General features: G+C 42.7%; 15 protein-coding genes. 5 read left to right on the top strand and 10 right to left on the bottom strand.

Features of this window, described 5'->3' with window-relative positions:
* The first annotated feature begins 56 nt into the window (after window positions 1-56).
* Together TV75_RS09105 and TV75_RS09100 are read left to right on the top strand one after the other, a co-directional pair.
* Window positions 57-1,193: a glycosyltransferase family 2 protein gene (locus tag TV75_RS09105; protein WP_052504480.1), complete on the top strand. Its 1,137-nt coding sequence runs from the start codon at window positions 57-59 to the stop codon at window positions 1,191-1,193.
* Between the two features lie 173 nt (window positions 1,194-1,366).
* The gene (locus tag TV75_RS09100) at window positions 1,367-3,178 is read left to right on the top strand and encodes an LTA synthase family protein (RefSeq protein WP_044338404.1); all 1,812 of its coding nucleotides are present in this window, start codon (window positions 1,367-1,369) and stop codon (window positions 3,176-3,178) included.
* An 11-nt stretch (window positions 3,179-3,189) separates the two neighbouring features.
* On the opposite strand, the gene TV75_RS09095 is transcribed toward TV75_RS09100, so the two are convergent.
* From TV75_RS09095 to TV75_RS09085, 3 genes are all read right to left on the bottom strand, one after another.
* Window positions 3,190-3,663, bottom strand: coding sequence for an SRPBCC family protein (locus tag TV75_RS09095; RefSeq protein ID WP_044338403.1), 474 nt, complete (start codon window positions 3,661-3,663; stop codon window positions 3,190-3,192).
* Between the two features lie 355 nt (window positions 3,664-4,018).
* The gene (locus tag TV75_RS09090; protein WP_044338402.1) at window positions 4,019-5,080 is read right to left on the bottom strand and encodes a glycosyltransferase family 4 protein; all 1,062 of its coding nucleotides are present in this window, start codon (window positions 5,078-5,080) and stop codon (window positions 4,019-4,021) included.
* A 370-nt stretch (window positions 5,081-5,450) separates the two neighbouring features.
* The gene (locus TV75_RS09085) at window positions 5,451-6,095 is read right to left on the bottom strand and encodes a YigZ family protein (RefSeq protein ID WP_044338401.1); all 645 of its coding nucleotides are present in this window, start codon (window positions 6,093-6,095) and stop codon (window positions 5,451-5,453) included.
* A gap of 538 nt (window positions 6,096-6,633) precedes the next feature.
* Between TV75_RS09085 and TV75_RS09080 the strand changes: the two genes are divergently transcribed.
* Together TV75_RS09080 and TV75_RS09075 are read left to right on the top strand one after the other, a co-directional pair.
* Window positions 6,634-7,776 (top strand): sensor histidine kinase, encoded by a 1,143-nt coding sequence (locus TV75_RS09080; RefSeq protein WP_044338400.1) that lies wholly within the window; start codon window positions 6,634-6,636, stop codon window positions 7,774-7,776.
* Between the two features lie 29 nt (window positions 7,777-7,805).
* Window positions 7,806-8,483 (top strand): response regulator, encoded by a 678-nt coding sequence (locus TV75_RS09075; RefSeq protein WP_044338399.1) that lies wholly within the window; start codon window positions 7,806-7,808, stop codon window positions 8,481-8,483.
* Window positions 8,484-8,650: 167 nt separating this feature from the next.
* Here TV75_RS09075 and treR read toward each other — a convergent pair whose 3' ends face one another.
* Complete coding sequence (gene treR, locus TV75_RS09070; RefSeq protein ID WP_044338398.1) at window positions 8,651-9,373, bottom strand: trehalose operon repressor; 723 nt, start codon at window positions 9,371-9,373, stop codon at window positions 8,651-8,653.
* A gap of 118 nt (window positions 9,374-9,491) precedes the next feature.
* On the opposite strand from treR, the gene TV75_RS09065 reads away from it, so the two are divergent.
* Window positions 9,492-10,097, top strand: coding sequence for a hypothetical protein (locus TV75_RS09065; protein ID WP_044338397.1), 606 nt, complete (start codon window positions 9,492-9,494; stop codon window positions 10,095-10,097).
* Between the two features lie 37 nt (window positions 10,098-10,134).
* Here the strand turns inward: TV75_RS09065 and TV75_RS21470 are convergent, their stop codons facing one another.
* The 6 genes from TV75_RS21470 to TV75_RS21115 all read right to left on the bottom strand — a co-directional run bounded on the left by TV75_RS21470 (window position 10,135) and on the right by TV75_RS21115 (window position 13,318).
* Window positions 10,135-10,302, bottom strand: coding sequence for an aspartyl-phosphate phosphatase Spo0E family protein (locus TV75_RS21470; protein ID WP_082051210.1), 168 nt, complete (start codon window positions 10,300-10,302; stop codon window positions 10,135-10,137).
* Window positions 10,303-10,374: 72 nt separating this feature from the next.
* Complete coding sequence (locus tag TV75_RS09060) at window positions 10,375-10,623, bottom strand: hypothetical protein (protein WP_044338396.1); 249 nt, start codon at window positions 10,621-10,623, stop codon at window positions 10,375-10,377.
* A gap of 11 nt (window positions 10,624-10,634) precedes the next feature.
* Window positions 10,635-11,018, bottom strand: a complete 384-nt coding sequence (locus tag TV75_RS09055) for a DUF4176 domain-containing protein (RefSeq protein ID WP_253275500.1) — start codon at window positions 11,016-11,018, stop codon at window positions 10,635-10,637.
* Entirely contained in the window at window positions 11,008-11,316 is a 309-nt protein-coding gene (locus tag TV75_RS09050; protein ID WP_044338395.1) for a DUF4176 domain-containing protein, read from the bottom strand. The genes TV75_RS09055 and TV75_RS09050 overlap by 11 nt, the downstream gene beginning before the upstream one ends.
* A 267-nt stretch (window positions 11,317-11,583) precedes the next feature.
* A complete protein-coding gene (locus TV75_RS09040) occupies window positions 11,584-11,829 on the bottom strand; it encodes a hypothetical protein (RefSeq protein WP_044338393.1) in 246 nt (81 codons plus the stop codon).
* Window positions 11,830-11,848: 19 nt separating this feature from the next.
* Complete coding sequence (locus TV75_RS21115) at window positions 11,849-13,318, bottom strand: LXG domain-containing protein (RefSeq protein WP_052504479.1); 1,470 nt, start codon at window positions 13,316-13,318, stop codon at window positions 11,849-11,851.
* Window positions 13,319-13,326: the final 8 nt, after the last annotated feature.

The following is a 13,326-nucleotide window of genomic DNA, read 5'->3' as shown; positions in this document are numbered from 1 at the left end:
TTCATCAGGGTCCACCTTCAATTGGTATATAAGGTTAGATGAGAGGAAGTCATGATATGATACTGGAAATAATCTTTTGGCTGCTGATCCTCCTTTCGGTTTATATCTATGCCGGTTATCCGATCCTGCTGAAGCTCATATCAGGAGTTGTCAAAAAGGATCAAATCACCGATACAGGCTATGAACCAAAGGTAACGCTCTTTATCGCAGCATACAACGAAGAGAAAGTCATCGCTGAAAAAGTACAAAACTCCGTGGATCTTGATTATCCACAGGATAAGCTTGAAATCATCGTTGTGTCAGATGATTCATCCGACAGAACGAACGACATCGTCAATGAGTTCGTGGCGAAATACCCGAACGTGAAGCTGAATGTCGTGAAAGGAAGAAAAGGAAAGACAGCGGCACTGAACAAGTCCGTCCCAATGGCAACTGGAGAAGTCCTTGTATTCTCAGATGCGAACTCCCTTTACAATAAGGATGCCGTTCATCATCTAGTGAAGCACTTCAAAGATGAAGAAATCGGCGGGGTTTGTGGTGAACTGAGACTGACGAACCCAACCAATTCATCGATCGGGGAGTCTGAGGGTGCTTACTGGAAATATGAGAAACTCTTGAAAATGCTCGAGACGGCAACCGGTACGACGATCGTAGCAAATGGCTCGATCTACGCACTGCGCAAGGAATTATTCAAAGAAATGAATCCGAACGTCGGCGATGATATGCAGAACCCGCTCATCATCATCAACCAGCAAAAGAGATTCGTCTATGAACCGAACGCAATCACGATGGAAGAGACGTCGCCGAAATCATCCGAAGAATTTGGCCGTAAAGTCCGTATCGTAACGCGAAGCTTCACAGGGATCATGAGCTACAAGCATGTGTTGAATCCTGTAAGGAATTTCGATTTCTTCTATAAATACATGTCCCATAAATTCTTAAGATGGCTTGTTCCTTACTATATGATTGCGATCTTTATCATTAATCTATTCTTACTGGATCAGCCACTCTATCAAGTCATGTTCGGCTTACAATTGGCATTTTATCTCCTCGCACTATTAGGCAAAGTGACGAGCAACAAAATAACGTATATCCCATACTACTTCTGCCTGGTAAACTATGCAGCCTTCCTCGGCACACTGAGAGCGATCTCGGGTAAGAGACAGGCAACATGGACACCAACTAGTAGATAATGGAAACGAAACCCGATTTGAGTCTCCTCAAATCGGGTTTTTTCGCGACTTTATTTGTCGTGTCCATCTCTTATAAAGTCGATTTCTACACTAAAATGTCATACCCTGACTTTATAAGTAAAAGGAAAAGTGTTAAAATTTTATTACAATTATGTAAACGAGGTATTAAGACTATGAATCTAGTAAACAAGCTAAAAGAGGCACTGCTGTCCATATGGCAGGACAAGCTCCTCCTCATCTCTGCCGTCGGTCTTTCCATTAAAGTTGTATTATTCTATTTGTTATTAGGAAAAGGCCTATTCGAAGTGAAAAGCTTATTCGTGACGCTTCCGGGCAGTATTTTGATGTTATTTTCTTTTGTATTTTTATTTAAAACCTGGTCCAGAAAAACGGCCATCATCGGACTAAATATTGTCGCGACCTTCCTGTTATTGTCCCAGTTATGGTACATCCGCTATTTTGGAACACCATTATCGTTCTTTGCCCTACTGCAGACGTCCAACCTTTCAGGACTCGGACCAAGCATCATGGAACTGATCAACGGGCTTGATGTCCTATTTGTAGTGGATATCATCCTATTGCTCATCCTGACGAAAAAGAAATCCTTTTCGATCCCTAAGGTGCAATGGAAAACCTTCATCATCCTTTTCCTTGCAGGTTTCAGCATCCTTGCCGTGAAACCATTGAAGAACCACTATGTGGACGGTACTCCATATGCTCAGATCTTCAAGATTTACGACCGCTATGATTACATATTGAAGTTCAACCCACTTCAATACAGCGTGCTGGATATGTACCTGTTTTATCAAAACAATCGTTACATCGACCTGAACGAGGAAGAAGAAAAACTCGTGAAAGACTGGTTTAAAAACAAAGACGAATATAGGGAAAAAAGGCTGTACTTAAACAATAAGTACGAAGGAGTCGGGGAAGGGAAAAACCTCATCATCCTGCAATTCGAATCCCTTGAAAACTGGGTGCTGAATAAAAAGGTGAATGGAAAAGAAGTCACCCCTAACCTGAACAAACTGTTGAAGAACAGTATCTATGCGTCCAACTTCTATCCGCAAACAAAGGGTGGACGAAGCTCTGATGCGGAGTTTGTCGTGAATACATCCCTGATGCCGGTCATGGAGGGGAGTACATTCTTCCGCTATCCGACGAATGATTATACGACGCTTCCCGGCTTGTTGAAAGAGGAAGGGTATTCAACCTATGCCTTCCACGGGGACGAGGGAACGTATTGGAACAGAAGAGAAGCTTACCCGCATATCGGGATTGATGAATATCACGCCATTGAGGAGTTCCATGAAGGCGAAGAAATCGGGATGGGCTTGAGTGATGAAGAATTTTTCCATCAATCGGTCGAATTCCTGAGTAAAAAGGAGCAGCCTTATTTTGGCTATCTGATTACACTGACAAGTCACACTCCCTTCGTGATCCCGGAGAAATTCAGGGGTCTTGAATTTGAAGCCCAGTACAGTGACACATCAGCCGCCCATTACCTGCAATCCATCCACTACACGGATATGGCAGTCGGCAAGCTGATGGAGGATCTTGAAGCGAATGATATGCTTGATGACACGATGATCGCGATCTTCGGAGATCACGCAGCCTTCGAAAACAGCTACAAAGATCAAATGATGAAAGAAAATCCAAAGGTTGAAGGGATCGACGAAGAGGGCAGAGTGCCGTTCATCCTCTACAATCCTGGCATGGAACCGATGGAACTGGACAAGGCCTACGGTCAAGTCGATATCTTCCCTACGCTTGCTTATGTCATGGGCATTGACGATAAGAAGTATGAAGATGTGGTAATGGGAAGAAACATGCTCACATCCGATGACAGTTTTGCCGTCATCCCACTAGAGAATACAATTCGATCAGATCGAGAGCTTGCCGAAGAGAAGAAACAATTCGAACTGAAAGCTCAGCAGGTATCGGACCTGATCATCAGAAGCAATTACTTCGAGAAAAAAGAATAACGCTCGCACTCCTATCTCATGAGGTAGGAGTGTTTTTTTTGTTCTGCGATTTTCTTCAATTCGTTTGCTCTCATCTTGATGAATGTGTGCATGTACCTTTTTAAAAAGAGCTTGTTTGCAAGTGTACCGATTAATCCCAGTGGAGCTTTATAAGAGAATGTGTCCTTCATTAGCGTACCATTTTTATGTTCACGAAATTCATGGATATGTGTAAAGGATTTAAAGGCACCCTTCACCATCACGTCTGTGAATGAGTGAGGAGCGTCCATTTCGACAATTTGAGCCGTCAGCCGCTGTTTAACGCCAAAATGAACGGCTTCCCATGTGACGGTATCTCCAATCTCCAATAAACCGCTTGTGACGCCTCCGATGGCCTTCTCTTGGGTTTTAGCGGTCGTTTGAGTGTGAATATCCACATTGCGCGCTAAATCAAAACAAACGGGCACAGGAGCGTTGATTGACGTAATTTGACGAATAGTGGGCAAAATAGAGTCAACTCCTTTTCTTAGGTCAATATGAGGGACGGTCCTTGATGTATCGAACGCTCATCAAGAAAATTCGACACGGAGGATCAATTAATCAGATTCATGATAATAAAGACCAATCATAATCAATTACCGTATATCAGGATCAATTATATCCCAAACCGGTTCAATTCTCCCGCGATGGCGCCAACACAACCTACAGATCCGTCATCAGAATCGGCCTTCAGGCTGGCTTTAAACTACATTCCCAGCTAAAAAAGGACAATCTAAAATCAAACAAAAAAGAAAACCTTGGATAATCATCCAAGGTTTTCTACTAATCTAGTATTTTCCACGCATAGACGAAAGCGTGTGCTTATCTTTCGCGTAATTTCTTCATCGTATTGATGAGTGGCTTATGCTGACCGATCAATCCAACCACTTCTGCCGTCAACTGAATGATGATCACCAGGACAGCGGAGAATAAAATAGCTCCCCAAAGTGTAGATCGTGTGAACAGGATCGCGCATAGTCCGAAAAATGCTCCAATCGCATAAATGATCAAGACCGTCTCTTTATGAGAGAAGCCCATTGCCAGTAAGCGATGGTGTAAATGGGATTTATCAGGTGCTGAAATCTTTTGCTTATTCAGGATACGTCTGATAATCGCAAAGAATGTATCGAAAATCGGTATAGCCAGGATGATAATTGGAACAACTAAACTGAAGATCGTGACACTCTTGAACAATCCAAGGAGCGAGATGATGGAAATACAATAGCCAAGGAATAATGCTCCCGTATCACCCATGAAGATCTTCGCAGGATTGAAGTTGAAGAATAGGAATCCGATTGTCCCACCGATCAGGATGACGGTAAGGGCAACCACCATATACTGACCATTCATAGCTGCAAGAGCCATAATGGAAGTCATGGCAATGACGGATACTCCGCCTGCAAGTCCATCCAGTCCATCAATCAGGTTGATGGCATTGGTGATCCCGACGATCCAAAGAATACCGAACACATAACTGAAATTCCCTAAATATATACGCTCTGCCACGAACGGCAAAGTGATGAAGTCAATTTTAAAGTCGGCAAACACGACGATACAAGCTGCCAGGATTTGTCCAACAAGTTTAGCTTTAGGTGACAGGGTAAAGCGATCATCGAGGATCCCTACGATCAGGATGATTCCCCCCCCTAGAATGACCGGCCAAAGTGGAGCAATCAGATCATTCAAGTACAACAGGCCAGCTGATGCACCTATGACGATCGACAAGCCGCCCACACGAGGCATGAGTCCTTTATGGACCTTTCGATGGTCTGGTTTATCGACAAAGCCAAATCGCTTGGCGAATTTGATTACGAATGGAGTCACTGCTACAGAAACAACTAAAGAAATAGCAAAAGCAATTACAAAATCAATTAGAGAGTACATTCGTTCACCTCTTTTTCTTCTATGGGCACTCCAATTGTAAGAATACCACATATTTAATGATGTGCAACATTTTTTTTAAGGGAACAATTACTAAAATGCGTAGTGGCTATTTTGTCAAAAAAAGCAGAGGCTTTCTTCATTAGACGTCGAATTTTAGTGAAAAGTTTCAAAAGTAACAAGTTAATTTATTACTACCCATTAACCAGATGAATTTAAACGTCAGGATGTCCGATTAATTTCACCATTGTAGGCGAAAAAAGCTTATTTCTCTATCCGTCTAAAGAGTCATTTTTCCGTGTTACTTCTATACAATTAGTATGAGTTTAATGATGGCTTTGTAAGAAAAAAGATTTTTCCAATGTAAATATTTTTACGAGTTGGTTTCAACAGGCGTTTCAAGGTATTCAACATCGCCTTCTATTATGTCAGCCTGTCCATTTGTGAGCTCCGTCATCCACTCAATGAACGTGGATTTATTGGCTTCCTCGACATACACCTCAACTTCAACGGCTTCCAGGTAATGGATGTCCTTCAACTGATAACGGGAGGACCTCACTTCGTTTTCCACTTTCCCCAGCCACGTATAGTCAATAGTGGACTTCATGATGCGCATCAAGCTTCTTTCGACGATGCCTGCAGCATTCAAACCTTCTGACGTCGCACGTCCATACGCCCGGATCAGTCCGCCTGCGCCAAGCTTGATCCCGCCGAAATAGCGGGTGACCACGACAACGGTATCTTTAAGATCCCTCTTCTTTAATACCTCGAGCATCGGCACTCCGGCAGTCCCACTGGGTTCACCATCGTCATTCGCTTTCTGGATCAGATTATTCTCACCGATCATATAGGCAGAACAATTATGGTTCGCATCCGAGTGCTTTTTCTTAATGGCTGCAATGAATTCCTGTGCTTCTTCTTCAGATTCCACACGACTGACGTATGTGATGAATCTGGAGCGTTCTATATTGATTTCATGTTCTCCGTAACCCTTGACGGTATTATAGTGATGTAACAATACGGTTTCCCCTTTCCATTTCCTTATGTATGAATAATGGCGAAATACGCGTTTTATCTCTATTTGCATCCTATATCTACTATATATAAAAGTAGAACGGATTGCACATAAATAAAGATCAATTTCCAAATACAGACGGAAAATACTGGTTCTACATGAAATAATGGTAATACAATGTAATCAAACTTTAATCTCCGACAATATATGACATGGTATAATGGACGCTGATAGTAATACTTCAGTTGTTCCAAAGCTCTGAAAGGGAAGTCGAATGGTCTAGATAATTCCCATTCATTCTCTTCCAACCTTGAGCGAATGATCCCTTGGTAGAGGTATTACATAGGAATATGCCTAGATGAATAAAGGAGTTTTGTGATTTTGCATTGAAATGATAATAGGTACGATTTTAAAGCGGGATGGTAGGTCTATGGACATAACATACACAAGCTGAAAAACCACTTATTATTATGCAAGAATAGTTTTTCGTAAAGCTTTATTCTAGGTTGACTACTATTGTGGAACAAAAGAGGGGTGTACCGTGTCACTTAAAAAAATAAACACCAAGATGTTAGATAGCATCCTGAAAAAGATGGTCGATACGGTTGACGAAAGTAAGGATGAAATCTTCCAGATTGGCGAGCAATGTCGAACTGATTATGAAGATTTGATGAAAGAATTACTGGATGTAAAAGAAATGGTCTTGAAGGTGATTGATGAAGGAGATGACCTCCAACAGAAATCCAAGTTTGCACGGCTGAGACTTTCCGAGGTAAGCAAACATTTTCAAACCTATTCAGAAGACCAGGTAAGAGAAGCGTACGAGAAAGCTCATGACCTGCAAATGAGATTATCCATGAATAGACAGCAAGAAAAGCAGCTGAGAGATCGCCGGGATGAACTCGAGAGGCGTTTACACTCACTCGGGGACACGATCGAACGGGCAGAAAACCTTTGCTCGCAAATATCCGTGGTTCTCAATTATTTAAATAGTGACTTAAGGCAAGTGAATGAGGCACTGGAGGACGCAAAGCAGCGTCAGGATTTCGGACTTCAAATCATTGAAGCACAAGAGGACGAGCGGAAACGCTTATCCCGTGAAATTCACGACGGACCTGCACAAATGATGGCCAACGTCTTAATGCGTTCCGATCTGATCGAACGCGTCTACCGTGAAAAAGGGACAGACGATGCCATCAGGGAAATCCGCGACCTCAAACGGATGGTCCGCTCAGCCCTATACGAGGTCCGGCGCATCATTTACGACCTCAGACCGATGGCACTTGATGACCTGGGGTTGATTCCGACCCTCAAAAAATACTTGAGTACAATCGAAGAGTATAACCAGAAGACCTCCATTCAGTTTGTGAATATGGGGCTCGATATCAGACTTCCTTCAAAATTCGAAGTCGCTCTATTCCGATTAGTACAAGAAAGTGTCCAAAACGCACTTAAGCACGCTGAAGCATCACATATCCAAGTTAAAGTAGAAGTAAAGAAAGACCAAATAACAGTTGTTGTCAAAGACAACGGCAAAGGATTCGATAAAGAACAACAGAAAACAGGATCCTTTGGCATCATGGGGATGAAAGAACGTGTCGACCTTCTCGAAGGAGACATCACGATTGACTCAAAAGTAGGGACTGGAACGGTGATACTGATCCAGGTTCCGCTTAATAAGTAAATTTTCCAAGGTTTAGGGAGGCGAAAGACATGGCAACAAATATTGTTATCATTGATGATCATCAGCTTTTCAGAGAGGGAGTAAAACGAATCCTGGAATTCGAACCTTCTTTCAACGTAGTAGCAGAAGGCGATGACGGTTCAGAAGCCATGAACCTAGTAGAAACACACGAACCGGATGTTGTCCTGATGGATATCAACATGCCTGAAACAAACGGCGTAGAAGCAACTCGTGAACTGATGGACAGATACCCAGACACAAAAGTCATCATCCTATCCATCCACGATGACGAAAACTATGTAAACCATGCGCTGAAAACAGGAGCACTCGGTTATCTCTTGAAAGAGATGGACTCAGAGGCACTGGTCGACGCAGTGAAGATCGTCGCAGACGGCGGTTCTTATGTCCATCCGAAGGTAACTCATAACCTGGTAGCAGAATACAAGCGCCTGGCAAACGCCCAAAACTCAGGTGGATTCCAACAATCCGAAGTTCGCCGCCCGCTTCACCTATTAACGCGCCGCGAATGTGAAGTCCTGCAGATGCTTGCTGACGGTAAAAGCAACCGAGGAATCGGTGAAGGCCTGTATATCAGTGAAAAAACTGTCAAAAATCATGTAAGTAATATACTACAAAAGATGAACGTTAATGACCGTACCCAGGCAGTAGTCACTGCGATTAAGAACGGTTGGGTGGAAGTACGATAACGTTTAGAGAGATATGCGTATTGTTAATTTGTTGTTGAAAGAGCGGCCCTTCTTTGAGAAGGGCCGTTTTTTTTGGATTTGGCTGTTTTAGACAGATAAGAATGGTGATGGGGATAATCAAGCTACTCAAATATAAAATCCACTCCCCAACCAGGAAGTGGACCCGTCTAATGCTTTCTTCGTGCAAAATCAACAAACCGAAACATATCCAATCTGTGGCGCGATTCTGTATACTCGAACAGCGTAGCATCCTTCAAGTGCACATAATTCTTCACGACAACCACATGATCATAATCGTGCAAATCAAGATACTGCCGGTCCTCATCTGTACATTCTTCGACAACGATTTCTTTTTTGGCGAAATCGATCGGAAGTTCAAGATCGCCTTCCAAATACTCATATATGGAGTTCTCGCATATTTCCTTTGTCAGAAGCGGCACCTGCTCCTTGAGGAAGTAGGACTTGTCCAGAATGATTCTCTCACCACCGATTCGACGGGAGCGAACGACTTTCCAGACTTCAGCGTCTGCAGAGGTTTCAAGGACTGAAGCAAGCTGATCACCGACACCAATCAATCCGAAATCATGGACGAATGTCTCGATCTGGTCCCGGCCCATTGAAGTCTGCAGCTCTTTAAAGCTCACAAGCCCCGATATCGGAAAGCTCATCCTGGAGACGTCGAGTACAAGGGAGCCTTTTCCCCGGAGCTTTTGAATGAGTCCTTTTTGAGCCAGTAATGTAAGCGCTTTACGAATTGTCTCACGTGAAGTGGCATAGATCACCGAGAGCTCGTTTTCAGATGGCAGGATCGAATTTGCTGAATAGGTGCCATCCTGTATTTTTTCAGAGAGGTCCTCGAAGATTTGTTTGTATTTATTGCTTTTCGTCATAATATCACCTGCTATTATTTTACCATAATTAATTGGAAGAAATGAGATTGAACTTGAGTGTTGTGAATATTTTCAATAGAATGGAGATAGCGCAAATTTTAGAAAAGGGTGAAGAGCATTGTCGAAACAGCATTGGAAGAAAGTCATGTTGGGAATTGGCATGAGTACGTTACTATTGGGTGCTTGTGGTGCAGAAGAAGAGAAGAAGGAAGAGAACACGAACAGTACGGAAGAGGTAAAGCCAAGTGAAGACCCGGCAACAGACGAAGCGGCATCTCTGAATCAGATGACACAAATCGTTGAAGATGCGAGCGAGCTGAAAGAAGCAGAGGGTATCCCGGAAGAAGAGAAAACGGCGATCAACGCAGCCTTTGATCAATATATCAATGCATTTAACGAAGAAGACTTCGAATCATACATGAGTGTCATCTCGAAGACACCTGTGAATTTCGAATACGCGGACGAAGAGCGCTATGTCAAACAAATCTTTGATTCCGTTGATTCAAAGCGTACAGTTGAAAACGTAAAGATCATCAATTACGCAGCTGGTAAAAAAGCAGATGTGTATGCAGAAATTGAAGCGACAACGAAGGACCCTAATAGTGAGAAGGAAGTGACTCGTTCCGGTAAGCAAGTGACCGTCTTTCATAAGAAAGAAGATGGATGGAAGGTTGCGGCGATTTTCTTCTTAGCGAGTGAAGGGGAAGAGGAAGCGGCAGAATAAAAAAGGAAGGCTGTGCCAGTCGGCAGCCTTCCCTTTTTTATTTTTGATTCAATTGGTGGTAAACGTTAAATAGATCATCAAGTTCCTGACTAAGAAGCACCGTGTCGGGATGCGTGAATCCATGCTGTTGGGCAAAGGATTGTAATTGCACTCGTTTTAATTCCATTTCTTGAATGGTGGTTTGAACATTTAGCGTGATGCTCATGGCAGGAACTCCTTTTTAATATATTATCCCACAACCGCCTCTAAATGTTAACTAATTTATCAAATCAGTTTACTATTTGGTGTGCTGATCGGGATTCTTCTTAAAGAATTTCGAGCGGACCAGAAGCAACATAATAGCGAACCCATAATTAACAACCGCAATAATTGCAAATGCCGGAAACTGGTCAGGCATCGGATTGCCGGAAAGAAGGGCTGGGGTGATGGTCGCCAGCGGCAGTGTTCCACTGATGAAGCCCATAATGGCGAATACGAGCAGGAAGGTCCGGATGATTTTTCTAAGGGAGGGATTATCTGAGAACATGGATGAACCTCCTAGTATGTGTTTTCTTCGCGATCGGCTTCTTCACGGATTTTTTTATCTTCATCCGTTACATAGCCGTTATGTAGAACGTCTTCAATCATATTCCGGTTAAAGAATACGTTATAATCTGGCGAAATATTTCCTTCGGGATAAGGGACGCCGATGTAGTCGTATTGTTTATTGGTACTGAGTTGAATCTGGTTGTAGCCGTAGATCATGACCGATTTATCTACTTTAGTCAGCTTGACAACAGTGCCAATAGGGAGGAGTTTAGTCTTATCCAAAATTTCTTCTTTAACTTCCTCCTGCTTATTAGGTTCATCATTCGCTGACTGGCTGCAGCCCAATAAGGTAAAGGCCATAAATGTAAGAATCAATAGGAATTTAATTTTCATGGCTGGTTCCTCTCATACTTTTACTTTGTTCAATGTCTGATTCCACTTTTTTTCTCATCAGATCTTCAGCAGGTGATTTCAATCCTGGATGAATGATTTCTTCAATCAGCTCTCGATTGAAGAAGACATTGAACTCTTCTGTCAGGTTTCCTTCTGGGTAGGGAACAGCTATGTAATCAAAAACCTTTTCGGACTTTTTTTGAATTTGGTGGCGGCCGTAGATCATGACCGGTTTGTCTACACTTTTTAATTTGACTACTGTTCCGATTGGAAGTAACATGATTTTCTCATTAATCATCCAACATCACTTCTTTCTTGAAAAATTTTGAACGTATGAATAAGGAAAATCCGCAACTGCCATAAGTTAATAAGGCTAAAATGATAATTGCAGGATACTGGGATTGTAATTGGTCATCCCGAAATAGCAAGAGAATGACTATCGACAATGAAATCGTGCCACTAATTCCGATGAAAGTGGCGAAAAAAAGTAATGCAAAGCTGATGGCTTTTTTAAATTTTGTTTTACTAGTAATCATTCTTTTATCCCGTTTCATGCACTATGGTCTTATTCATGAGAAAGACGTTCTTTTTTGAAAAAAATAGCTCGAATAACGAGTGAAACCGCACAACTTCCGTAAATGAGCAATGCAATGATCATGATGGCTGGTAATTGAGATTGCAATTGATCTTGTGGAATTCCCCATGTTACCAGAACAATCAGGCTCACTGTTCCCATTAACCCGACGAAAATCGGATAGAAGAGTAGAAGAAAACGAAATAGTTTTCTGGTTTTTTCTTTTGTTGTAGGCATGAAATATCCCCCTGTGAAGTTATTTTTTATCTTCTTCCAAACCACCCTTAAGGCCTATCCCAATCCCGTAAGCAGCATAAACCCCGGTTTCCATTCCCACGGACCCACTCACTCCCATACTTCCTAATGATAGATCAACCGCGATATAAGGGTCATAATTAAATCCGAACCATTCTTCCAATGGTTCATAACCGAAGAAATTAAGAGGCTCCAGTTTCAATTCCGTTTTTGCAGCCGAGACTCCTACCCCTGCACTCGCTGTATAATTTTCAATGTTTGCCTTGGCATCTGCTTGCCCGAATGCCAAGTCCAATGCTAATGGAGAAGAGTCGTGGGAAAAGGTGGTTTTTGAGACCATGGCATCCGTTTTAAAGCCGATATTCTGACCATATAAAAGGGATTCGCCTGCAGATTTAAATGAGTAGGGAATATCGGTATCCATCTGACCGTATAATACCTTTTGTTCGAGAAACGCCGGAACGTCATCCATATATTTCGTATCAACGACGGATCCGGATAAATCGAAAGTCACATTTCCTTCCGCATAATCATTTTTAAACAAAAGCTCAGCATTTCCCACACCATCTGAATTAAATTGATCTTCAACCTTTTTGTCTATGACAAATTCATCTTTTTCCGGGTAACATACCCCATACCCAGTCTGTGCGGTGCCGGCGCTGGAAATAGAGAGATCCTCAGAATATGAGAAAGATTGACTGGAAGGACTATGGTTCCCCAACATCAACAATTGCCTCGTGGCATCATACTCACTTGATACGGTGAGTTTGGATAATAACAGCCTTTCCTCGTTCAATCGTTCCTCCAACGTATTCATGAAAGGATGCCTGTGAAACGATTGATCAAGCTCGGTCCCCGAGTACTCCGATACACTGATCTTCCCGTTCTTGAACATTCCCTGTATATCATAAATATAACGTTTCATCAGCTGAATGTCATGGTCCACAGTATCCAGGGCTTTTGTTTGGTCAGCGTCAAAAGAGGCCAGGTCTTCCAGGGTCCGGGTGATTTCATGATGTGCCCTCTTCGTATCACCCAGGAAACGCTGATCTTGAATGTGGGGGACATGGACGATATCAGTGATGGCGTTCAACGTTTGATTTGTTTCGTCTACGAGGTCACGAGTGACGGTTTCGGATTTGTTCAACCCGTCAGTTAACTCCCCGTCCAAAAAACCCTGGTGAATCAACCCATTGGAATCAGACTCCAATTCAATGGAAGCTCCCTTCAGATTGGACAGTGTCCTCTCATAATTTTGAAGGGAAAGAGAATAAAACGTCAGGAAGGGGACGTGCATATCTTGATAAAACGAACGGATGGCATCCCCGCCTTTTCCGCTGAATGACTCTTGTAATCCAGTGAAGTTACCCACTGCCCGCTGGAGGTCATCGAGTTGTTTCTTCTGCGCTTCCAATTTGTTCAGTAAATCTTCAATACCACTATGTAGCGATGCGTTATCGAGCATTTTCATGGTCCGGT

This window comes from Rossellomorea aquimaris (genome assembly GCF_000935355.1).
GTDB classification, from domain to species: domain Bacteria; phylum Bacillota; class Bacilli; order Bacillales; family Bacillaceae_B; genus Rossellomorea; species Rossellomorea aquimaris_B.
This window is presented reverse-complemented; position numbering and strand designations above follow the sequence as displayed.

What these genes read in the sequence shown, in the direction of transcription:
- TV75_RS09105 (WP_052504480.1), top strand. Translation starts at nt 57, where the DNA reads ATGATACTGGAAATAATCTTTTGGCTGCTGATCCTCCTTTCGGTTTAT.
- TV75_RS09100 (WP_044338404.1), top strand. Translation starts at nt 1,367, where the DNA reads ATGAATCTAGTAAACAAGCTAAAAGAGGCACTGCTGTCCATATGGCAG.
- TV75_RS09090 (WP_044338402.1), bottom strand. Translation starts at nt 5,080, where the DNA reads ATGTACTCTCTAATTGATTTTGTAATTGCTTTTGCTATTTCTTTAGTT.
- TV75_RS09075 (WP_044338399.1), top strand. Translation starts at nt 7,806, where the DNA reads ATGGCAACAAATATTGTTATCATTGATGATCATCAGCTTTTCAGAGAG.
- treR (WP_044338398.1), bottom strand. Translation starts at nt 9,373, where the DNA reads ATGACGAAAAGCAATAAATACAAACAAATCTTCGAGGACCTCTCTGAA.
- TV75_RS21470 (WP_082051210.1), bottom strand. Translation starts at nt 10,302, where the DNA reads ATGAGCATCACGCTAAATGTTCAAACCACCATTCAAGAAATGGAATTA.
- TV75_RS09060 (WP_044338396.1), bottom strand. Translation starts at nt 10,623, where the DNA reads ATGTTCTCAGATAATCCCTCCCTTAGAAAAATCATCCGGACCTTCCTG.
- TV75_RS09055 (WP_253275500.1), bottom strand. Translation starts at nt 11,018, where the DNA reads ATGAAAATTAAATTCCTATTGATTCTTACATTTATGGCCTTTACCTTA.
- TV75_RS09050 (WP_044338395.1), bottom strand. Translation starts at nt 11,316, where the DNA reads ATGATTAATGAGAAAATCATGTTACTTCCAATCGGAACAGTAGTCAAA.
- TV75_RS09040 (WP_044338393.1), bottom strand. Translation starts at nt 11,829, where the DNA reads ATGCCTACAACAAAAGAAAAAACCAGAAAACTATTTCGTTTTCTTCTA.
- TV75_RS21115 (WP_052504479.1), bottom strand. Translation starts at nt 13,318, where the DNA reads ATGAAAATGCTCGATAACGCATCGCTACATAGTGGTATTGAAGATTTA.